Origin of the sequence: Mesorhizobium sp. CA15 (genome assembly GCF_020165215.1) — a bacterium.
Classification (GTDB): domain Bacteria; phylum Pseudomonadota; class Alphaproteobacteria; order Rhizobiales; family Rhizobiaceae; genus Mesorhizobium.
On sequence record NZ_JAIUHQ010000013.1, the window covers coordinates 1 to 19803 of the forward strand.

Annotated in this window: 22 protein-coding genes; 14 read left to right on the forward strand and 8 right to left on the reverse strand. The window is 64.1% G+C overall.

Annotated elements, in window-relative coordinates; translation table 11 throughout:
• Positions 1–209: 209 nt before the first annotated feature.
• Together LB515_RS19700 and LB515_RS19705 are read right to left on the reverse strand one after the other, a co-directional pair.
• The gene (locus LB515_RS19700; protein WP_224638419.1) at positions 210–2345 is read right to left on the reverse strand and encodes an ABC transporter ATP-binding protein/permease; all 2136 of its coding nucleotides are present in this window, start codon (positions 2343–2345) and stop codon (positions 210–212) included.
• Positions 2346–2453: 108 nt separating this feature from the next.
• Positions 2454–4376, reverse strand: a complete 1923-nt coding sequence (locus tag LB515_RS19705) for a putative bifunctional diguanylate cyclase/phosphodiesterase (RefSeq protein WP_224524658.1) — start codon at positions 4374–4376, stop codon at positions 2454–2456.
• Between the two features lie 233 nt (positions 4377–4609).
• Here LB515_RS19705 and LB515_RS19710 point away from each other — a divergent pair, with 233 nt between their 5' ends.
• The 4 genes from LB515_RS19710 to LB515_RS19725 all read left to right on the forward strand — a co-directional run bounded on the left by LB515_RS19710 (position 4610) and on the right by LB515_RS19725 (position 6926).
• The gene (locus LB515_RS19710) at positions 4610–5758 is read left to right on the forward strand and encodes an amidohydrolase (protein WP_224708702.1); all 1149 of its coding nucleotides are present in this window, start codon (positions 4610–4612) and stop codon (positions 5756–5758) included.
• A 41-nt stretch (positions 5759–5799) separates the two neighbouring features.
• Positions 5800–6357: a DNA-3-methyladenine glycosylase gene (locus LB515_RS19715; RefSeq protein ID WP_095768239.1), complete on the forward strand. Its 558-nt coding sequence runs from the start codon at positions 5800–5802 to the stop codon at positions 6355–6357.
• An 82-nt stretch (positions 6358–6439) separates the two neighbouring features.
• Complete coding sequence (locus tag LB515_RS19720) at positions 6440–6739, forward strand: DUF2934 domain-containing protein (protein WP_224708703.1); 300 nt, start codon at positions 6440–6442, stop codon at positions 6737–6739.
• A 7-nt stretch (positions 6740–6746) separates the two neighbouring features.
• Positions 6747–6926 carry a hypothetical protein gene (locus LB515_RS19725; protein ID WP_224634543.1) on the forward strand — a complete coding sequence of 60 codons (180 nt, stop codon included), beginning with the start codon at positions 6747–6749 and terminating at the stop codon, positions 6924–6926.
• A gap of 54 nt (positions 6927–6980) precedes the next feature.
• Here LB515_RS19725 and LB515_RS19730 read toward each other — a convergent pair whose 3' ends face one another.
• Positions 6981–7295: an EthD family reductase gene (locus LB515_RS19730; RefSeq protein WP_224708704.1), complete on the reverse strand. Its 315-nt coding sequence runs from the start codon at positions 7293–7295 to the stop codon at positions 6981–6983.
• 198 nt (positions 7296–7493) lie between these two features.
• On the opposite strand from LB515_RS19730, the gene LB515_RS19735 reads away from it, so the two are divergent.
• Positions 7494–7853, forward strand: coding sequence for a hypothetical protein (locus LB515_RS19735; protein ID WP_224524662.1), 360 nt, complete (start codon positions 7494–7496; stop codon positions 7851–7853).
• Between the two features lie 21 nt (positions 7854–7874).
• On the opposite strand, the gene LB515_RS19740 is transcribed toward LB515_RS19735, so the two are convergent.
• Positions 7875–8486 (reverse strand): dihydrofolate reductase family protein, encoded by a 612-nt coding sequence (locus LB515_RS19740; RefSeq protein WP_224708705.1) that lies wholly within the window; start codon positions 8484–8486, stop codon positions 7875–7877.
• Position 8487: 1 nt separating this feature from the next.
• On the reverse strand, positions 8488–9018 hold the full coding sequence (locus LB515_RS19745; RefSeq protein WP_224708706.1) for a cupin: 531 nt from the start codon (positions 9016–9018) through the stop codon (positions 8488–8490).
• 80 nt (positions 9019–9098) lie between these two features.
• On the opposite strand from LB515_RS19745, the gene LB515_RS28195 reads away from it, so the two are divergent.
• The 8 genes from LB515_RS28195 to LB515_RS19780 all read left to right on the forward strand — a co-directional run bounded on the left by LB515_RS28195 (position 9099) and on the right by LB515_RS19780 (position 16569).
• Positions 9099–9221 (forward strand): hypothetical protein, encoded by a 123-nt coding sequence (locus LB515_RS28195; RefSeq protein ID WP_263490347.1) that lies wholly within the window; start codon positions 9099–9101, stop codon positions 9219–9221.
• A gap of 129 nt (positions 9222–9350) precedes the next feature.
• Positions 9351–9929, forward strand: coding sequence for a TetR/AcrR family transcriptional regulator (locus tag LB515_RS19750; RefSeq protein WP_224708707.1), 579 nt, complete (start codon positions 9351–9353; stop codon positions 9927–9929).
• A gap of 38 nt (positions 9930–9967) precedes the next feature.
• Positions 9968–11266 (forward strand): beta-ketoacyl-ACP synthase II, encoded by a 1299-nt coding sequence (gene fabF, locus LB515_RS19755; protein ID WP_224708708.1) that lies wholly within the window; start codon positions 9968–9970, stop codon positions 11264–11266.
• Between the two features lie 55 nt (positions 11267–11321).
• The gene (locus LB515_RS19760) at positions 11322–12137 is read left to right on the forward strand and encodes an oxidoreductase (protein ID WP_224708792.1); all 816 of its coding nucleotides are present in this window, start codon (positions 11322–11324) and stop codon (positions 12135–12137) included.
• A gap of 335 nt (positions 12138–12472) precedes the next feature.
• Entirely contained in the window at positions 12473–13345 is an 873-nt protein-coding gene (locus tag LB515_RS19765) for a sulfotransferase (RefSeq protein ID WP_318012635.1), read from the forward strand.
• A 73-nt stretch (positions 13346–13418) separates the two neighbouring features.
• Entirely contained in the window at positions 13419–14246 is an 828-nt protein-coding gene (locus tag LB515_RS19770; protein ID WP_140847683.1) for a transporter substrate-binding domain-containing protein, read from the forward strand.
• 51 nt (positions 14247–14297) lie between these two features.
• Complete coding sequence (locus LB515_RS19775; RefSeq protein ID WP_224708710.1) at positions 14298–15578, forward strand: NAD(P)/FAD-dependent oxidoreductase; 1281 nt, start codon at positions 14298–14300, stop codon at positions 15576–15578.
• 19 nt (positions 15579–15597) lie between these two features.
• Complete coding sequence (locus LB515_RS19780) at positions 15598–16569, forward strand: amino acid ABC transporter permease (protein WP_224708711.1); 972 nt, start codon at positions 15598–15600, stop codon at positions 16567–16569.
• A gap of 3 nt (positions 16570–16572) precedes the next feature.
• On the opposite strand, the gene LB515_RS19785 is transcribed toward LB515_RS19780, so the two are convergent.
• Both LB515_RS19785 and LB515_RS19790 read right to left on the reverse strand, forming a co-directional pair.
• On the reverse strand, positions 16573–17385 hold the full coding sequence (locus LB515_RS19785) for a PfkB family carbohydrate kinase (protein WP_224708712.1): 813 nt from the start codon (positions 17383–17385) through the stop codon (positions 16573–16575).
• A gap of 38 nt (positions 17386–17423) precedes the next feature.
• A complete protein-coding gene (locus tag LB515_RS19790) occupies positions 17424–18437 on the reverse strand; it encodes an SIS domain-containing protein (protein WP_224708713.1) in 1014 nt (337 codons plus the stop codon).
• A gap of 185 nt (positions 18438–18622) precedes the next feature.
• On the opposite strand from LB515_RS19790, the gene LB515_RS19795 reads away from it, so the two are divergent.
• The gene (locus tag LB515_RS19795) at positions 18623–19354 is read left to right on the forward strand and encodes a GntR family transcriptional regulator (protein WP_140700344.1); all 732 of its coding nucleotides are present in this window, start codon (positions 18623–18625) and stop codon (positions 19352–19354) included.
• Between the two features lie 58 nt (positions 19355–19412).
• On the opposite strand, the gene LB515_RS19800 is transcribed toward LB515_RS19795, so the two are convergent.
• On the reverse strand, positions 19413–19745 hold the full coding sequence (locus LB515_RS19800) for a hypothetical protein (RefSeq protein ID WP_224708714.1): 333 nt from the start codon (positions 19743–19745) through the stop codon (positions 19413–19415).
• Positions 19746–19803 lie beyond the last annotated feature (58 nt).

Here is a 19803-nt window from a genome sequence, read left to right on the forward strand (position 1 = left end):
CGGAGGGGGGAAAGGTGGCGCTGCGAAGCAGCGACGGATTGGGGGAACCACCTGGCAATCAAGCCTCAGGTCGATCACTCACGCCAGTCACAGAGGTTGTGTGCGTAGCGTAGCCCATTTTGTGGGGCCGGGAACCCAGGCTTGCGAAGGCCGCGCGCTTGGCGATTGGGGAAGCGCCGCCGGCGATTGCGCACGACGTCAGAGTGCCGCTATCCCTTATCGCCGCCGCTGCCCCACAGCGCGCGCTGCAGCAAGCCCGGCGCGCGCTTCTTCGGCGCGAGCTCGACATCGCTCACCAGCCGCGCCCCGCCCTCACGCCTCTCCAGCGTGATCTTTCGCGTGTGGAAGGCTTCCAGCTCGGCGCGGTGGGCGACGCTGATGATGGTGACCTGGGGCAGCACCTTGATCACCGTCCGCATCATCTTGTCCTGGCTCTTCTCGTCCAGCGCCGAGGTCGCCTCGTCGAGCACCACGATGTCCGGCGCGTGCAGCAGCAGGCGGGCAAAGGCGAGACGCTGCTTCTCGCCGCCCGACAGCGTCTGGTCCCAGGGCGCCTCTTCCTCCAGCCGGCTCTTCAGATAGCCGAGGCCGACCTTGTCGAGGGCCGCATTGATCTCTTTCGTCTTCCAATTCTCGGCGGGGGCGGGATAGGCGGTGGCGCGGCGCAGCGTGCCGGACGGGATGTAGGGGCGCTGCGGCAGCATGAAGAGGCGCTTGCCCGGGTGGAAATCGACGCTGCCGCTGCCCCAGGGCCAGAGGCCTGCGATGGCGCGCACCAGCGTCGACTTGCCCGAACCGGATTCGCCCGAGACCAGCACGCGCTCGCCGGGCGCGATCTCCACCTCGGTTTCCTTGACCACGGCGGTGCCGTCGTCGAGCGTCACGGAAACATTGTTGAGGCTGAGCATCGCGCCGTCTGCGGTCTCGCCGCGCTGGATGCGGCCGAGCTTGTCGTTCTCCTCGGCGCGCTCCAGCCCATCCAGCGACATCATCAGCGAGGCGATGCGGTGGGCCGAGGCGTTCCAGTCGGCCAGGCGCGGATAATTGTCGACCAGCCAGCCGAAGGCGCCCTGCACGATGGCGAAGGCGGAGGCCGCCTGCATCACCTGGCCCAGCGTCATCGAGCCGTCGAGGAATTTCGGCGCGCATAGAAGCACCGGCACCACCGGCGCGAACAGGCTGGAGCCTTGCGAGACCAGTGCCGTGCGCATGTGCTGGCCGGTGAGCCGCGCCCAGCGGCCAAGCACGCCGGCGAAGGTGCGGTCGATGCCGGCGTTCTCCTCCTCCTCGCCGCCCAGCAGCGCGATGCTTTCGCCATTCTCGCGCACGCGCGTCAGCACGTAACGGAACTCGGCCTCGGCCTGGTTCTTGTCCTCGGAAAGCTGGACGAAGCGGCGGCCGATGGCGAACATCGAGGTCGAGGTGATCGCTGCGTAGATGACCGCGGTGACGACGAGGAAGCCGGGCACGGTGATGGTGGAACCGCCCAGCGAAAAGCTCAGCGCGCCGCCGATCGTCCACAGCACCACGATGAAGGTCGAGGCCGACAGGAAGGCGTTGAGGACACCGGCGATGAAGTCGACCGGCGATTCGGTGGCGATGCGCAGATCCTCGGTCAGGCGGGCCTCGGGGTTGGCATGGTCGCCCTTGACGAGGTTGAGCTGGTAGTAGCGGCCGCTGGCCAGCCAGCGCTGGATGACGGCCGTGGTCAGCCAGGAGCGCCAGCGGCGCTGCATGGTCATGCGCAGGTACACTTGCGCGACCACCAGGCTGATGCTGCCGGCGACCAGCGGCAGGAAGACGGCGCTCAACCAGTAGACGGTGTGCGCGTCGCGCAGCTCGATGGCGTCGAAGATGGCGCGGTTCCAGCGGTTGATGCCGTATTGGAAGCCGACATTGACGCAGATCAGCGTGAGCAGCCCGATCGTCAGCGGCCAGGCAAGCCTGTCGCCGCGCAAACCCCAATAGCCGCGCCCGCTGATCCAGAAGCGCCGCAGCAGATATCTCTTGCGCGCCCGCACGGCCTCCTCGGGCGAAAGCTCGGGATCCGGCTCGATCGCCTCGGGCGGCGGCGACCCGGCATGGCCGATGGCTTCCGGCGCGGCGTCAGCGGATGCCTTTTCTTCGGCCTCGCCGGCCTGCGGCTTGCGTTGCTGTGCCTTGTCGTCTTTCAGCCGGTCTTCGTGCCGTGTGTCTTCCCGCGCCCTCTGCGCGCGCGGCTTCGGGGCACCGCGCGGTTCCGACTGGCGCGGCTTGTCCTGGCGCGGCGGCGCCGAACGCGGCTTGCTTGCACCGCGCTGCGTGGCGCTGTCGGCCGGTTTCGGTTTGTGCTTGGCCGGGGACATCGCGCCACAACGGCCCAAAAATCAAAAGGTTTCACGCGGGTCGCGGCTACCCTGTCCTTCCGATGCCGGTTGCCCGCCAAGTCAATGAATGCCCTTGGCGGTGGCCAATCAGGCGGCGCTGCCGCTCTTGGGCGTGCGCCGAGGCTCGAAAAGGGCCTCGGTGGCGGAACTACCGGTCGCGTCGAAGGCGAGCGCATCGCCCAGGGGGAGCGCGGCCGAGAAAAGATAGCCTTGCCCAATCACGCAGCCCAGCGAGCGCAGGATCATACGGTCGGCGTCGGTCTCGACCCCCTCGGCCATCACCTCGATGCCCAGCGTCCGGCCGAGGCCGATCACCGCCTCGACCACGGCCTGGTCCTCGAGGGATTTCGCCAGGTCGCGCACGAAATCCTTGTCGATCTTGATCTTGCGGATGCGGCTGTCCTTGAGTGAAACCAGGGTCGAGAAGCCGGTGCCGAAATCGTCGAGCACGATCGATATGCCCGCATCCGCCAGGCGCCCGACCTTTTCGTCGACCCGGTCGCGGTCGACCGGCGCCTCCTCGGTGATCTCGATCTCGAGCATCGCGGCAGGCACGTCCTTGGCCTTCAGGCCGTCGAGGATCATGTCGTCGACATTGCCGGCCTCGAGCTCGCGCGGCGAGAGGTTCATCGCGACGCGAACATCGCGGCGCCCATGCTTCACGAGCTCCGCGATGATGGCGCAGCAATTGAAGAACACCGTCTCGGTCAGAAGCGAAAGCAGCCCGGTTTCGCGCGCGGCAGTGACGATCTCGGGTGGCGAGATGGCGCCATGGACATCATGGTGCCAGCGCAGCAGCGCCTCGAAACCGACCACCGCGTTGGTATCGAGCCGCACCAAAGGCTGGAACCAGGAGCAGAGCGTGCCGGTTTCGATGGCGCCGCGCAGGTCGCGCTCGATGCAATTCTTGCGTTCCAGCGCGGCGTCCAGCCCGGCGTCGAAGAGACAATATTCGTTCCTACCGCCGCGCTTGGCGGCATAGAGCGCGAAATCCGCCTTGAGCAGCATCTCGGTCAGTCGCGGCTTTTCCGATTGGTAGATGCCGATCGAGGCGCCGACGCGCACCGAATTCAACTCCGGATCCGGATTGGCGATGGCAGCGATGATGGCGGATGCAAGCTCGCCGGCCGCTTGCTGCGACCTGCCGGCGGAGAAAAGCAGCACGAACTCGTCGCCGCCGATGCGCGCGATCGTGGCACCTTGCGGAGCGTGGTCCTCGATCCGGCGCGCCACCCTGACCAAAAGGTCGTCGCCGATGTTGTGGCCATAGGTGTCGTTGACGGATTTGAAGCCATCGAGGTCGATCAGCATGGCCACGAACGGGCCGTCGGAGAGCCCGAGCTTGGCAATCGCCTGCTCCAGCCCATAGCGGTTGAGCAGATTCGTCAGCGGGTCGCGCCTGGAGTTGCGCTCCATCTCGGCGGCGAATTCGCGCGCCTCGTATTTGAGCCGGCTCGTCTCGCGGAAGCGGAATTGCCCGAGCAGCGCGCTCCTGACCATGCCGCCAAGGAAAAGCAGCACGGTGAAGGCGAGCACGTAATTTTCAACGCCGCCCTTGGCAAGCACGCAGCCGGCGGCGGTGAGGAGCGGCAGGATAATGAAATTGATCGAAGCCGGCGCATAGGAGGTTCCGTAGGTGACCGAACCGGCCGAAGTGCCGGCGAGCACGATCAGATAGAGCGGCGCCTGGCTGGTCGTGTATCCGTCGCTCAGCAGCGCCAGAAAAGACCAGGCGACACCCGAGGCAAGCGCCATCAGGCCATAAAGCGAAAGCCGGGCGCCCACCGCCCTCGGGTTGTCACCGGCGGCTTCCGATTGGGTGACGGCAAGCGCCACGCGCGCGCCGTTGATCAAGGCGATCGCCACGAACCACAGCACCGCGGCGAGGCCGCCCCCCGACAAGAGCTGCACCGCCAGGATCAAGGCCGAGAGCACCGTGCCGATCGGCATCGAGATGAAGACGCCCTTGCTCAGATCCGCAAGCTGGTCGCGCAGGATGCCGGCTTCCACGGCTTCGCTCCTTCCCTCGGATGAGGGACCCGACACCAGCCGCTCGTCATGCCTTTTCATGTCTCTAATGGGTAGGCGAGCGGAATGAAAATCGTGTTAAGGATTTCAGCGGTTTACGTGGCATTTCTTGCACGAATTCGCCGATGGACTATTTGAAATGCTCGGCATGGCACGGCGCGAGAAAAGCCCTATCGTGTTTGGTGTGACCCGCAAGCCGATCGGAGCCCCAACCCATGACCCTGACCAATCGAGACATCGTCGAGCTCACCGAATGGCGGCGCAAGCTGCACCGCCACCCGGAAATTTCGAATGAGGAGGAAAGGACCGCGAAAGAGGTGGTGAATTTCCTCGCCGATACCGGGCCGGACAAGGTGCTGACCGGGCTCGGCGGCCATGGCGTGGCGGCGGTCTATGACAGCGGGAAGGCCGGCCCGACCGTGCTGTTCCGCTCGGAGCTCGACGCGCTGCCGATCGCGGAGCTTTCGGGCGTCGCCCATGCCTCCGAGGTGCCGGGCAAGTCGCATATGTGCGGCCATGACGGGCACACCGCGATCCTGGCCGCGCTCGGTCGCCAATTCGGACGCGAAAGACCGGCGCGCGGCCGCGTCGTCCTGATGTTCCAGCCGGCCGAGGAAACAGGCAACGGCGCGGCGGGGGTCGTCGCCGATCCGCGCTTTGGCGAGATCCAGCCGGATTTTGCGTTTTCGCTGCACAACCTGCCGGGCGTGCCGTTCGGCGAGGTGCGGCTGAAGGCCGGCACCGTCAACTGCGCCTCGCGCGGCATGCGCGTCGTGCTCGAGGGCAAGACAGCGCATTCCTCGATGCCGGAGACAGGTGTATCGCCGATGCCGGCGGTGAGCGAGCTGATGCCGGCGCTGCCGGCGCTCGGGCGCGGGACCTTCACCGACGACGATTTCGGCATGGTGACCGTCACCCATTGCGCGATGGGCGAAGCCGTGTTCGGCATCGCGCCCGGCTATGCCGAAGTGTGGGCGACGCTGCGCACCCGCCGCGACGAGCGCATGGCCGAGCAGGTCGCCGCGGCGGAGGCGCTCGCGGCAAAAATCGCCGCGAAGCACGGCCTTGCCGTTCGCTTCGACTATCACGAGATCTTCCTCGCCAGCGTCAATGCGCCGGACGCTGTGGAGCATCTCAACCGCGCGCTCGACGCGGAAGGCATTGCGCGCAGCGAAGACGCGCTGCCGATGCGCGCCTCGGAGGATTTCGGTATTTTCGGCCACAATGCGAGGTCGGCGATGTTCTTCCTCGGCGCCGGCGAAAGGCACCCTTCCCTGCACAACCCCGACTATGATTTCCCGGATGATCTTATCCCGATCGGCTCGCGGATCTTCATGCGCGCGGCGCGCAATCTTTTGGGCTGAGCGGACGGCGATGATGAGCTGTCCGAACGACGCCGATCGCCATGCCGCCTAGTGTCGGGCCCGATTTCTTCGCCCGCGACGCGGTTATCGTCGCGCGCGCCCTGATCGGCGCCAGGCTTGGGCTCGCCGGCGTCGGCGGGATCATCGTCGAGACCGAGGCTTACCGGCCCGACGACCCCGCATCGCACAGCTTTCGCGGCCGCACGCCGCGCAACGCGCCGATGTACGGCGTGCCCGGCGACGCCTATGTCTATCGTTCCTATGGGCTGCATTGGTGCCTGAACGCGGTGTGCCTGCCGGGCAGCGCCGTGCTGATCCGCGCCATCCAGCCGCAATCCGGCATCGCCGCGATGCGCGAGCGGCGCGGAACGGATGACGACCGGCTGCTCTGCTCCGGTCCCGGCAAGCTCTGCCAGGCGCTGGACATCGACGGTTCGCATAACGGGCTCTCGCTTACCGCGCCGCCGTTCGAGTTCGCCCGTTCCGAGGCCGACCCGGCCGCAATCCTCGCCGGTCGCCGGATCGGCCTCACCAAGGGCGTGGAAGCCGAGTGGCGCTTTGGCCTCGGCGGATCGGCCTATCTCAGCCGCAGGTTCTGAGCCGCGACCTATCCGTTCCCTGTCCCCGTCACGGATCATTCGCGGCCAGCGCGCGTTTGAACAGATGACGGAGGATCGGACAATGGCGACCGACAAATACGAACGCATCAAGCGCCGCGCCTATGAGATCTGGCAACGCAGCGGCGAAGCGAATGGCCAGGACGAGGAGCACTGGCATCAGGCTTGCGAGGAAATCGAGCGCGAGGACAACGGCTTGGGCGAACAGCCGGGTGCTGCGATGCCCGGCGCGGTCACGATACCGGCCGGCAATCCGGACCGGTCGGCGGCCGAGGCGCTGGCGCGCAAGGCCCTGGCAAATCGTCCGGACAAGCCGACCGCCGACGATCCGGCGCCGAACAAGCGCAGCCGGCGCAAAGGCTGACCCGGTCATGGTCAAAAACGTCGAACAGGCATTGGACGACGCGTTGCTGGCCATGCGCATGCTTCGCAAGTCGATCGTCGATCACGGCCATCTGGAAGCGATGGCCGATCTGGATGCCGCGATGGAAACCGCGATCGCCGTGGCGGAGCAAAAACGCATCGACATCGAGCGGGCAAAGTCGACATGAGCAGCGACGCGGCCGCGGTTCTCGGCGGCCGATCGTCCTGTCTCGGCCGCGGGCTCAAACTTCCCTGCTGTCGAAGAGGAACATCTGGACCCCCGATTCATCGGGTGCGTAAAGCCGGCGGTCCGCCCCGGCCGCCTTTCCCTCCGGGCTTGCGAAAGCCCTCTTCATCGCTTCGAGATCGTCAAAATAAATTGTCCCGATCAGGTAGACATCGGATGGGCCGGCCACCACCGTGATCGGCCCCTGGCTGACCTCGTATTTCCTCAGACCCGGGATTTTCTTGGCCAGCGGTATGTGCGTCTCGAAATAATGCTTGTCGAACGCCTCCGCGTCAACCGGCTGCTTGTAGATGACGACCATTCCAGCCATTGCGGTTCTCCTTTTTCGGTGGGACGGAACCAAGGACGAAATGGTGGGGGCAAACGGAACGGGACGTTGAAAAAATCTCGGGAGCGCCGAAGGACGACGATGGCGGCTATCCCGCCCTGCCCGTTGCTTTTCGCTATCTCGCTTGTGCGAAGGAGCGTTCTGTGTTCTCTCCGCCTTGAATTAGCAGGGACTCAAACGATGAGAATTGCGGTGCTCGTTGCGCTCTGCGCGGCAGCGGCGGGATGCGTGTCCTCTGCCGCCGATAATGGCGCTTCGCTGTCGCAGCAGGATCCGAAATGGGCATCGCCGGAATGCCAGCAGGCCCGCGCCGCGGCATCGGACTACGCCCAGCGCGAGAAGGACCATCCCGGCTGGGGGTTCGGTGTGCTGCTTGGCCCTTACAGCATGGGGATGGTGGCGGCGGTCAAGGAGCATGAGCACCAGCAGCGACGGCTTCTCGCCCGCCAGATGCACCTGCAATGCTCGAGCCAGCCGCTGCCGAAGGAGCTCGATTTCGATCCGGCAAGCTACGCGCCGAAGAAAACGCATTATCCATAGAGGAAGGACCGCGGGTTCCGGTTATTCTGGCCGCTCCGCCGCGGCCTTGCCATCGAATGCATAAGTGAGGATCGCCACCCCCGTCGCGGTCGACACCTGGTTGGACAGCTTCAGCATCGAGGGCGCCTGCCCCGGCTCGAAAAGGCGCGAGCCTGTGCCCAGCACCAGAGGGTGGACCATCAGCACCAGCTCATCGACAAGCCCGTGCCGCATCAGCGCGCGCAGCAGCTTGCCGCTGCCGAACACAATCAGCGCCTCGTCGTGACCTTGCTTCAGCGCGCGCACCGTCTCCCCGGCATCGCCGGCAAGCAGCGCCGAATTCTCCCAGCGCGGCTCATAGCCGGCGTCATGCGAGGCGACGAACTTCCGTGCGCCGGTCAGCGCCCCGGTCATCGGACTGGCCGGCTGACGAACAGCCCAGGCTTCGTGAAGATCCTCATAAGTCGTCCGGCCGGCGAGCAACGACCAGCCGCCGGCCATGGCGCGTCCGATGACCTCCTGCATCTTCGAGTCGCTGCCTGGATTGCCCCAACCGCCGTGCGCAAAACCATTGCGTGTGTCTTCGTCGGCGCGCCCCGGCGCCTGGAAGACACCGTCCAGCGTCACATGTTCGATGGCGACGATGCTTGCCATTTCAGCCTTCGCTCCAGGCTTTCAGCAGCGGCCCGTCGCCGCCGAAGAGCGGATCCTTGTCGGGCCGGCCGACCGTCGGGATGCTGCGCAGCGCCTCGGCATGCTGCTCGGGGTCGCGGCACAAATCATAGGTGCCGAAGGGCGGATAGGCGCCGACGACGAGAAGATCGGCGGAGCCGGACAGGCGCTGATGGCCGGTGCCGGCCGGCAGGACCGCCACGTCGCCCGCCTTCACCTCCAGCACCTTGCCTTTATCGCCGCCGAAGCGGATGTCGGCGGTGCCGCGCGCGATGCCCAGCACCTCGTGAATGCGCGAGTGATAGTGGACGAAGTCGTAGATGCCGTTGCGCCAGCTGTCGCCCCAGCCATTGGCGCCGAAAATATCCTCGAAAACGGCAGCCGGATCGCTTTCGTCCGGCAGCTGCACGGCGCCGGGATAGAAGAGCATGGGCCAGCGCGGATGATTGGGCACCAGCCCATCATCGGCGAAGCGGAAGGCGAGCGGTTCCTGTTTGTCGACAGATTGTGCCATCCTTGCGGTTTCCTGCATGGTCTTAATGGGACCTAACGGTTTCCCGCGGGTTTTGCTCCGGCCAGTCTGAGGAGGTCACAATGACCGCATTTCGTCTTCCGGCAATCGGCCTTCTTGCATCGGCACTTGCCTTTACCGCCGTCGCCGCCGGCAACGCCGAGACGATGGCGGTGATCGTCGCAGCGCTTCGGCATCGAAAATGATCTAGGCCTGCCGCAGGCACATTCAGCCCGTAGCAAACCGCTACGTGGGACGCCGCCCATTGATAGATTGCGTGCGGCTTCTAACTGAATTATAGATGTCGTACATAATCTAAAATATGGAGGTCGACGATGCGCGTGAGCCGCATTCAGGCTGAGCGGAACCGGCAAACCGTGATCGATGTCGCAAGCCGGCTTTTTCGAGAGCACGGCTTTGACGGTATCGGCCTTAAGGACCTGATGAAGGGCGCCGGGCTGACCCAAGGCGCTTTCTATAAGCAGTTCGCGTCAAAGGAGGACCTTGCCGCGCAAGCTTCCAGGCGCGCGATGGAGAGCGCTGCCGACAGATGGACGGCGGCGACCGCAGCGAATCCCGGCGATCCGCTTGGGGCGGTGATCGAGTTCTATCTCAGCATGGGCCATCGTGAGGAAAGGATGGACGGCTGCCCGGTCGCGGCGCTCGGGTCGGATGTGGCCAGACAGGGGACCGAGGTGAAAGCGTCGTTCGAAGTCGGCATCAAAGCATATCTTGAAGTGCTCGGCAGGATGATTGCCAGGACTGAGAAGGAGGAAACCGGTGAAAAAGCCATGGCCGTCCTCTCGACGATGGTCGGTGCGGTGGTTCTCTCGCGCGTCGTCAATGATCCCGACCTCGCCCAGGCCTTTCTGGATGCAGCGGCCGAACAGGTTCGCGACACCGTCAGCGTCTGACCGGCGCGGGCTGGCTACTCAGTTCGATAGGAGAATAGATGCGACGGATTGTTATCACGGGCATGGGCGCGGTCACGCCCCTTGCCGCAAATATCGAGGCGTCGTGGTCGCGTCTCCTGGCCGGCCGCTCGGGCATCCGAAGGCTTCCTGAGGACATGGTGGAAACCCTGCCGACAAAGATCGGCGGAACGGTTCTTTCCCTGGAGGAGGATCCCGAGGCCGGCCTCGATGCGAATGCCTTCCTGGCGCCGAAGGATCAGCGCAAGATCGATCGCTTCATCCTATTCGCGCTGGCGGCGGCGGAAGAGGCGCTTGCCCAGGCGGGATGGAAGCCGGAGTCGGAAAAGGATCGGCTTCGCACCGCGACGATCATTGCTTCAGGTATCGGAGGGTTCCCCGCCATAACCGAGGCGGTGCGGACCGTCGACCAGCGCGGCGTTCGGCGTCTTTCGCCGTTCACGGTGCCGTCTTTCCTGGTGAACCTCGCCGCCGGCCACATCACGATTCGTTACGGCTTCAAGGGCCACATCGGCGCGCCGGTAACGGCGTGCGCCGCCGGCATTCAGGCGATCGGCGATGCGGCGCGCATCATCCGCGCCGATGAAGCCGACATCGCCGTGTGCGGCGGCACGGAAGCCTGCATGAACGTCGTCAGTCTGGGCGGCTTCGCGGCGGCACGCTCGCTTTCAACCTCCTTCAATCACCGTCCCGATCAGGCCTCGCGTCCGTTCGACGTCTCTCGGGACGGCTTCGTCATGGGCGAAGGCGCCGGTATCCTGGTCATCGAGGAATTGAACCATGCACTGGCGCGCGGGGCACAACCGCTCGCCGAGGTCGTTGGCTACGGCACGACGGCGGATGCGCATCACGTCACGTCCGGCCCTGAAGACGGGGACGGCGCGCGCCGCGCGATGGAGATCGCGATTGCCCAGGCCGGCATTTCACCGCACGAGGTCCGCCATCTCAACGCGCACGCGACCTCCACGCCGGTGGGCGATCTGGGAGAAATCGAAGCGATCAAAACCGTCTTCGGCACGGATTTCTCCATAGCCGTCAGCGGAACGAAGTCGGCGACCGGACACCTGCTCGGTGCCGCCGGCGGGATTGGCGCGATCTTCACCATCCTGGCGCTGAGGGACCAGGTGGCGCCGCCGACCCTCAATTTGAGCGCCCCCGATCCGGCCGGCGACGGAATAGACTTCGTCGCAAACCGGGCCCGGCCGATGGAGATGGACTACGCGATCGCCAATGGCTTCGGCTTCGGCGGCGTCAATGCCAGCGTGCTGTTCCGGCGCTGGGACAAGCACGGCGTAAACGGTCGAGCCGCTCGTGGTTGACGCTCTTTGCTCCAGCCTTTCCTGCTTTCCAGTCCAACCAAAGAAAGTGATCTCCATGAACAGGACCAATCCTGGCGTTGCCATTGTCACAGGGGCATCCAGCGGAATCGGGCACGCAACGGCCAAGGCGCTGCAGAGCGCCGGCTTTCGCGTGTTCGGAACCAGCCGTCGCGCGGCCTCCAAGAAAAGCGACGGTATTACCATGCTGACCTGCGACGTGACCGATGACGCCTCCGTGGCGAAGCTGATCGATGAGGTGCTGGCCGATGCTGGGCGCATCGACGTGCTGGTCAACAATGCCGGCATCGGCCTGCTCGGCGGCGCGGAGGAATCCTCGACTGCACAGGCCCAGGCTCTGTTCGACGTGAACGTCTTCGGTGTCATCCGTATGATCAACGCGGTGCTGCCGATCATGCGACGTCAAGGAAAGGGCAGGATCGTCAACTTGAGCTCAGTGCAGGGGTTCATCCCCGCCCCCTATTTCGCGCTTTATTCATCGACCAAACATGCCGTTGAGGGGTATTCCGAATCGCTTGACCACGAAGTGCGGCCGTTTGGAATTCGCGTCGCATTGGTCGAGCCGGCCTATACGCGTACCTCCTTCGAAGACAACCTCGCCAAGCCGGACCAGTTGCTCGAGATCTATGACGCCGCGCGCGCCGGCATGACCGTAGCCGTGCGGAAGGCAATGGACAAAGGCGATGCGCCCGAAGTGGTGGCCGACACCGTTCTGGCGGCTGCGATCGATCCCGCTCCGAAGCGGCGCTATGCGGCGGGAAAGACAGCGCGCCAAGTCAGTTTCCTGCGCCGTTTCGTCCCCGCATCGGCATTCGACAAGAGCCTGCGAAAGCAACTCGGGCTGCCGGCCTGACAACGGAGCCTTTCACTCCAGCCACCCTGCCTCCTGGTCAAAGCGCCGGCAGCAATTAGCTGTTCGTCACTGACCGCATATAGGCATTCCCTATTGCAATCCCCGGAAGAGAAAGGTTGCTTAGAATCTCCGGGGAAACGAAATCGTGAATAGAGGCGTGGTGCGGCTTCTTCCGAAGCCCAAGGTTTCAATATTCATTTTGCGGATGCGGGCATACGGGGTCAACTTTGCTCGCCCGGATACTGGCTGCGCATCCGGAAATTTTCTCTGTCCGCTGCGAGACAAGCGCGTTTGTCTCACGCGATGGGGCGCGATGGACCAAGCTAAGCGCGGTTTTGCTGCAGGCAGCCATTTCACGCCGCAGCGTCTGGGTCGAAAAGACCCCGAACCATATCCACTATACGAGGCAGATCATCCAGACGATCCCGGGCGCGCGCTTCATCGTCGTCACGCGTGACGGCAGGGACATCGTGGCCTCGCTCGGGAAGCGTTACGAGGGCGATTTCGACAAGGCTTTCCAAAGATGGATCGCCGACAGCAAGGCCTCGATGGAGCGTATCGAAAAGGGCGAAAGCATCCTGTGGCGTTATGAAGACTTCATCGAATCGCCTGCGCTTTCCATCGAACGGCTATGCCGCTTCATCGGCGTGGCCTTCGATCCAGGCATTCTGAACTATCACCAACAGCCCGTCATATGGGGGCGCGAAAAGGCGGTGCGCACGCCGCATTCCGCTCGCCGGCACGCCCAGGTGAACCAGCCGATCACCGACTATCGGCAAAGCTGGCGATCCAGCCTGCCTATGAACTGGCTTGCCGTTTCGACGCCGGCGAAGCGCGGGAAATCATGGGCTATTTCGGATCCGCGCCGGCCGAGCGTCCGGCGGGTGTCGATCACCAGACCTAAGCGTAGTCGAGAAGCGACCTTTTGTGCTGCGACAGATCGGAAGCAACTGTCCGAGAAGCAGCAGCCTGCGCCGACGTATTGGCGAGCGCCCGCGCCTGCCATGAACCAGCAACGTCTTCAGCATGGATTGGGCGCGCCCGGTAATCAGCACCGACCGCCGAGAACTGGTGGCGGCCCGACTGATCCGCGAATTCGCACAGCAGCCGGCTGCCGATCGCATAAAAACCCAAGAAATTCGACCAATGCCGATCCGGTCAACGGCGGGAACGCGTATCGCAGGCCAAACTCGACGATGCGCCGATAAAGACGCTTGACTCACCCTCCCCCTTACGGACAAGTTGCGTTGTCAGACATCTTACATACGAGAGGGAGGTTTCGTGAGGAGATTTATCGCTTGTTTCGCGCTGGCTGCCGGCGCGCTCGCATTTGCGTCGGCAGCGTGGGCGGGAGAAACCCTGGATCGCGTCACAACCAAGAAGGCCATGGTGGTCGCGACCAACAGCGGCTGGCCACCGCAGAGCTTTCTCGACGAGAGCAACCAGTTGGTCGGCTTCGACATCGACGTCTCGAAAGAAATCGCCAAGCGCCTCGGCGTCGAGGTCAGCTTCGAGACGCCCGATTGGGCGACCATGACCGGCGGCCACTGGCAGGGCCGCTATGATCTTGGCGTCGGCTCGGTGACGCCGACCAAGGCCCGGGCCAGGGTGATCGATTTCGCCGGCATCTATTATTACAGCCCTTATGTCTATGTGGTCCACAAGGACAGCAAGGCAAAATCGGTGAACGATCTGAACGGCAAGGTGATCGGCGTCGAGACCGCCACCACTTCGGAAGATTTTATCCGCCGCCAATTGGAGATCGACGCTCCCGGCCTTCCGCCAATCGAATACAAGCTGCAGCCTGGCGAAATCCGGACTTTCGCCGATTCCATGCTGCCCTTCGACGATTTGAGACTTGGGGACGGCGTGCGGCTCGACGCGGTCATCGCGCCCGAGCAGACCGCGCAAAACGCCATCAAGAACGGTTATCCGCTGCGCATCATCGAGGGCGACTACGCCTTCCGCGAGCCGCTGGTGGTGATCGCCGACAAGGGCGATGCCGAGTGGACCACCAAGATCGGCGGCATCATCGACCAGATGAAGAAAGACGGCACGCTCGCCACGCTGACCACCAAGTGGTACGGCAAGAACTACAGCGCCGATTGACGCTCATCGCGGGCGGCCCCTCAAGGCCGCCTGCTTCCGTCAGAACCTATCATGACTTATCCCGACACCTATTATCGCCGTACACTTGCCGACGAGAAGGTCAGACCACCGCTCGCGGGTCCGGCCGAATGCGACACGGTCATTGTCGGCGGCGGACTGGCCGGTCTGACGACGGCGCTGCAGCTGGCGCGCGCCAGGCAGCAGGTCGTGCTGCTCGAAGCCGAGAGCATCGGCTTCGGCGCCTCGGGCCGCAACGGCGGCTTCGTCAGCCCCGGCTTCGCAACCGGCAGCGACAAGATCGCCGCGATGGCCGGCGCGTCGGCGGCACGAGAGCTGCATCGGCTGTCGATCGAAGGCGTCGATTTCGTGCGGCAGACGATCAAGGATCTCGACATCACGGTAGCGAAGCTTCGCCCCGGAATCATGGGCGTGCTGCGCCATGACGGCGGCGCCGAACTGAGGGCTCATGCAGAGAAACTGGCGCGGGATTTTGACTATCCGCTCGAATATCTCGAGCGCGACCAGGTGCGCGCTGTGCTGCGTTCCGAGCGCTACTACCAGGGCCTGCGCGATGGCAACGCCTTCCACATGCATCCGCTGAACTATCTGCGCGCCATCGGGGCGGAGATCGAGCGGCTGGGCGGCAGGATTTACGAGGGCTCCAGCGCGATCGAGGCTAAACTCGATGGCCCGCACAAGACGCTACGCACCGCAAGCGGCGAAGTACGCGCGCGGCAAGCGGTGTTTGCCACCGGCGGCTATACAGGGCCGCTGGTCGGTCGGCTGAAGCGGGCCATGTTGCCGATCGCGACCTATGTGATGCTGAGTGAGGAAGCCCCCGATCTCATCGCCGGCGCCATCGCGACGACGGATGCCGTCGGCGATAACCGCCGGGCCGGCGACTACTACCGTGTCGTGGAGGATGGAAAGCGGCTGCTCTGGGGCGGGCGCATCACTACGCGGGCCGCTTCGCCGGCGGCGCTGGCCAGGGAATTGCGCCGGGAGATGGTTGGAACCTACCCCCAGCTCACGGCGCTCAAGACCGAACTAGCCTGGTCGGGGCTGATGGCCTATGCCCGCCACCTGATGCCCCAGATCGGGCAGCTGCAGCCAGGCGCCTGGTATCTCACCGCGTTTGGCGGGCACGGTATCAACACGACGGCCATAGCCGGCAAGGTGGTCGCCGAGGCGGTACTCGGCCAGTCGGACCGCCACCTTCTGTTCGCGCCGTTCGGACTGGCCTGGGCAGGCGGACCGGTGGGCCTTGCCGCGGCGCAACTCACCTATTGGAAGCTGCAGGCGCAAGATTGGTGGCGCGAACGCCCCCGCTAACCAGAAGGGATATCAACAGGTGATCGGCAGACTGCTGCTCAATTATCCGGACGCCACGCGCCGCATCGGCGTGTGCCTGGCGCTCGCCGCTTTCGCCGCGGGCCTCTACGGTCTCGGCATCAAGGCAGACTGGATCGGCAAGCTGATCCCGAGCTCGATCGAATGGCTTGCGGCCAATCCCGCGGTGGCGCGAGCCGTCTCGGCGGTGCTGATCGCGCTGATCGTGGCCGCCAACTGGAAGGCGCTGCAGCAACTCGGGCGCAAGCAGCAGATCGTGGCGGTATGGATCGAGCTGTTCGTGCTGCTGATGCTGTTCTTCTATTCCTTTGACCTGTCCTTTTCTTTCATCGCCCGGAAGATCGGTTTCCTCATCTCGCAGGGCGTGGTGACCACGCTCTATATTTCCGCCATTTCGATCGCCATCGCGACGATCATCGCCTTCATCGGCGCCATAGCCAAGCTCTCCAAGAACGGCATCGTCTATGGCCTGGCAACGTTCTACACTTCACTGTTCCGCGGGCTGCCATTGCTGATGCAGATCTACATCATCTATCTCGGCCTGCCGCAGGTCGGTTATGTGATCGGGGCCGTGCCTGCCGGGATCATGGCGCTGTCGCTTTGCTACGGCGCCTATATGACCGAGATTTTCCGCGCTGGCATCGAAAGCATCCCGCGCGGCCAGACGGAAGGCGCCACCGCACTTGGGCTCAGCCCCAACCAGACGATGTTCCTGGTGATCCTGCCGCAGGCGATGCGCGTCATCGTGCCGCCGACGGGCAATCAGTTCATCGCGATGCTGAAGGATTCCTCCCTGGTCTCGGTGGTCGGGGTCTGGGAGATCATGTATCTGGCGCGCACGCAGGGCCAGACCGAGTTCCGGCATATCGAGATGCTGATCACCGCCTCGATGATCTATTGGCTTTTGTCCATCGGGCTCGAATTCCTGCAGTCCCGCATCGAGGAACGGTTCGGCCGCTCGCTCAAACGCTGAGCTTCAATGGGGCATCCCCTCCTGGGGAAAGCCGCCGAGATGGCAGCAGGCCAGAGCGGCATGATCGCGGCCGCTTTCGAGGCATTGCACCAGCGGCTTCCTCGCCAGCCAGGCATGCAGGAAACCGGCGATGAAACTGTCGCCGGCGCCGGTCGTGTCGACGACCTCGACCGGGCGGATGCCGGTCTCGGCGCGCTCGCGGGCCGTCAGCGCCATCGACCCCTCGGCACCGCGCATGATGACGGCGCAGCCTGCGCCGCGCGACAGGAGATCGGCGGCCATCGCTTCCGCCACGTGGCGATTTTGGCCGGTCGAGCAGAAAACTATGCTCAAACCCTCCACACCGAGATCGGCGGGATCGGCGTTGACCGAGATATCCTGCGAGACGCTGACCCCGGCCCGCGACAGGCGCCTGCGTAAAGCGCCGCCGTCATCCAGCCAGCCGATATGGACGTGATCCATCGTCCCCAGGATCGCCAGTTCGACCTGGTCCGGCGCATAGCCGGCGCAGGCGCCGAAATCCTCGGCAGCGATCAAACGCTCGCCGGACGGCAAGACGTTGATGTCGGTCCAGGCGGTGTTGCGCTGGCCTACGCGCAGGTGCTTGACCGCCACCCGATTGGCTTCGAGCTCAGCGCGGGTGCGTTCGCCCTCTGCGTCGCGGCCGACCGCGCCGAAATAGAAGCTGTTATGGCCAAGCCGCGCGAGCTGGACGGCAACGTTGAGCGCGTTGCCGCCGACCAGCGAGCGTCCAATCGGCGCTCCGAGGCGGTCGATGCAGTTGTCGCCGACGGCGGCAAATCGAAAGCTGCTCATATCCTGCGCTGCGATCAAGCTGACGCCGATAGCTAAGCTCAATAGGCAACGCGCTTATAGTAGCGGCGCGTCGTCAACGGGTGGTTACGGATCACCTCGAGATGCGCGCTGACCCGTTCGAGGGCGGTCGCGAGCACGATCGGCGAAACCAGCGCGCGCACATCCGGCGAAATGCCGGGCAATTCAAAATCGGCCGTGTCAAGCACCGTCAACTTGTCGGTATAGGCAGGCGCGAATTTCTCGACGCGATCGGCCAGCGGCCGGGCGCTGTCCTCGCCCTTGAAGAGCACGACACTGACGTCTTTGTCCACCAGCTCCAGCGTGCCGTGGAAAAAGTCTGAAGCATGCACGGGGCGGGTCCGGATCCACTGCATCTCCTCCAGGATGCACATGCCGTAATACCAGGCCTGCGGCCAGACATTCCCGGCGCCGGTTATGATGTGATAGTCGGAGGCGGCCAGTTTGTGCGCGAAGCCGGCGGCTTCCTGTTCATAGCTCCGCTTCACCTCCAGCAACAGTCGCGGCAACTGCTCCAGTTCGGCGAAAATCCGTTCGGATTCGGCGAGCTCGCCGCGATGCTTCAGCACTGCAAGCGCGATGAAGAGCGACTGGAGATAGAAGGATTCGCAGGACGTGTCGTCCTCGGCGAAGTTGACGAAAACATGGTCCCCGCCCTTGCCGAGCGGCGTCTCCTCATGTCCGACCAGCGTGATCACCGTCGCCCCGACGTCCTTGATCCGGGACAGCAGTGCCACGCTTTCCTTGGTCGTGCCGGAGAGCGAGGGCAACACGGCAATCGATTTGTCGGTCAGGTGCACGGATTGGACAAGCTGCAGCTCGGCGGTGATGTCGACGAAGGCCGGAAAGCCAGATCGGCGCTGCAGCAATTGCGCCGCCGGATGCATCAGGATCGCTGCACCGCCGGTGCCGAGAAAGAAGATGTTTTGCGCCCCGGCGGCGAGGCACTGCGCCACAACGGCTTCAATGCGCTCGCGCAAGGCCACCGCCCCCGATTGGATGCGCATAAACCGGGCTTCATCGAAATTGAGCATCGTTCCCTCGATCAGTTCAGTTGTAAGACAACTGACATCTGAGGGGGCACATTTCAAGAGAAATTTTGCGGATAGGTTTGCATGCGTTGCCTATACGACATGCGATCGCCACCGGATGCCTCCGCTTGACCTGGGCGCGATTGTCCGACAACAAAAGGAGAGTTGGCACAATGGGGAAGAGGGACTTGGACGAGCCGCTTCGGGACGCGCGCACATTGGCGGTTCAGTTACGCGACCGCATGGCCGACCTCATCAGGACCGAAGGGCTCAAGCCCGGCGACCGGCTGCCAACGGAATCCCAGTTGACGCAGCGCTTCCGCATCTCGCGCCCTGCCCTGCGCGAAGCGCTGAAGCTTCTCGAACAGGACGGCATCATCTCCGTCACTCATGGTCTCGGCCGCTTCGTGACCGCGAACTCCGCCGTCCAGGTCGACCGTCCAATCACGGTGTTCGAAAGCGTGACCGACATGTCGCGCCACTATGGCTACAACACCGTCAACAAGGTTCTTTCCATCGCCGAGGAAACGCCCGATCCATTGATCCAGCAGCAATTGCGGTTAGCGGACGGAGAGCGCGTCATCCGGCTTGAACGGCTGCGGTTGCACAACGATCTGCCCCTCATCTATTCACTCGACTACGTACCGCGCAGCCTTTTGCCGGGGCGCCTTTTCGACATCGAATGGAGCGGCTCGCTGCTCGCCCTGCTGGAAAAGCACCGCCATCAGCCGCGTATGTCGGCCGCCTCCGTTGCAGCCGTAACGCTGCCCGACGAAATCGTGCAGCGCAACGACTTGCGCGACTTTGGGCCAGCCCTGCTCATTACGGAAACCTGTTTCGATGGGACCGGAACCCCGGTCGTCCATGCCGCCGTCTATCACCGCGGCAGCCATTTCACCTTCAGCTTCGCACGAAAGTGAAAGCTCAAAGGGTGGCGATGACCAGTGTCAGGTGCCATGCAGATGTCGAGGGCCGTGACTAGCGCGGGAGCAGCCGGGAGACCTTGAGCCGCGGCGCGAAGAAACAGCGCAGATAGGGCTGGTTGGTTATGACGTAATGGTTCTCGCAGATATGGTATCGGCCGTCCGGCGATTCCTGCACGCGGTCAGGCGGGATGTTGAAGCCGTCGGGTAGATAGACATAGCCGCCGTCGGTCCCGGATTGCACGGCAGACTCGGGGATGGGGCGGCAATCCGTGCCGCCGCAACATTTGAAGTTGGTCACCGGGTCGACCTTGTTTTCGTACCAGTCATGGGCGTCGGCGCCTGTCGCGGCGACAATCCACATAGCTGCGACGATGACCCTTCGCATGGCGTTCCTCGACGGTGCGGAGGCGCTGCTCATTCGAGCATCATCTATATTAGCGTTC

What these genes read in the sequence shown, in the direction of transcription:
- LB515_RS19785 (WP_224708712.1), bottom strand. Translation starts at nt 17,385, where the DNA reads ATGAGCAGCTTTCGATTTGCCGCCGTCGGCGACAACTGCATCGACCGC.
- LB515_RS19725 (WP_224634543.1), top strand. Translation starts at nt 6,747, where the DNA reads ATGGTCAAAAACGTCGAACAGGCATTGGACGACGCGTTGCTGGCCATG.
- LB515_RS19710 (WP_224708702.1), top strand. Translation starts at nt 4,610, where the DNA reads ATGACCCTGACCAATCGAGACATCGTCGAGCTCACCGAATGGCGGCGC.
- LB515_RS19750 (WP_224708707.1), top strand. Translation starts at nt 9,351, where the DNA reads ATGCGCGTGAGCCGCATTCAGGCTGAGCGGAACCGGCAAACCGTGATC.
- LB515_RS19760 (WP_224708792.1), top strand. Translation starts at nt 11,322, where the DNA reads ATGAACAGGACCAATCCTGGCGTTGCCATTGTCACAGGGGCATCCAGC.
- LB515_RS19800 (WP_224708714.1), bottom strand. Translation starts at nt 19,745, where the DNA reads ATGCGAAGGGTCATCGTCGCAGCTATGTGGATTGTCGCCGCGACAGGC.
- fabF (WP_224708708.1), top strand. Translation starts at nt 9,968, where the DNA reads ATGCGACGGATTGTTATCACGGGCATGGGCGCGGTCACGCCCCTTGCC.
- LB515_RS19700 (WP_224638419.1), bottom strand. Translation starts at nt 2,345, where the DNA reads ATGTCCCCGGCCAAGCACAAACCGAAACCGGCCGACAGCGCCACGCAG.
- LB515_RS19730 (WP_224708704.1), bottom strand. Translation starts at nt 7,295, where the DNA reads ATGGCTGGAATGGTCGTCATCTACAAGCAGCCGGTTGACGCGGAGGCG.
- LB515_RS19775 (WP_224708710.1), top strand. Translation starts at nt 14,298, where the DNA reads ATGACTTATCCCGACACCTATTATCGCCGTACACTTGCCGACGAGAAG.
- LB515_RS19720 (WP_224708703.1), top strand. Translation starts at nt 6,440, where the DNA reads ATGGCGACCGACAAATACGAACGCATCAAGCGCCGCGCCTATGAGATC.
- LB515_RS19735 (WP_224524662.1), top strand. Translation starts at nt 7,494, where the DNA reads ATGAGAATTGCGGTGCTCGTTGCGCTCTGCGCGGCAGCGGCGGGATGC.
- LB515_RS19715 (WP_095768239.1), top strand. Translation starts at nt 5,800, where the DNA reads ATGCCGCCTAGTGTCGGGCCCGATTTCTTCGCCCGCGACGCGGTTATC.
- LB515_RS19740 (WP_224708705.1), bottom strand. Translation starts at nt 8,486, where the DNA reads ATGGCAAGCATCGTCGCCATCGAACATGTGACGCTGGACGGTGTCTTC.
- LB515_RS28195 (WP_263490347.1), top strand. Translation starts at nt 9,099, where the DNA reads ATGACCGCATTTCGTCTTCCGGCAATCGGCCTTCTTGCATCGGCACTT.
- LB515_RS19790 (WP_224708713.1), bottom strand. Translation starts at nt 18,437, where the DNA reads ATGCTCAATTTCGATGAAGCCCGGTTTATGCGCATCCAATCGGGGGCG.
- LB515_RS19745 (WP_224708706.1), bottom strand. Translation starts at nt 9,018, where the DNA reads ATGGCACAATCTGTCGACAAACAGGAACCGCTCGCCTTCCGCTTCGCC.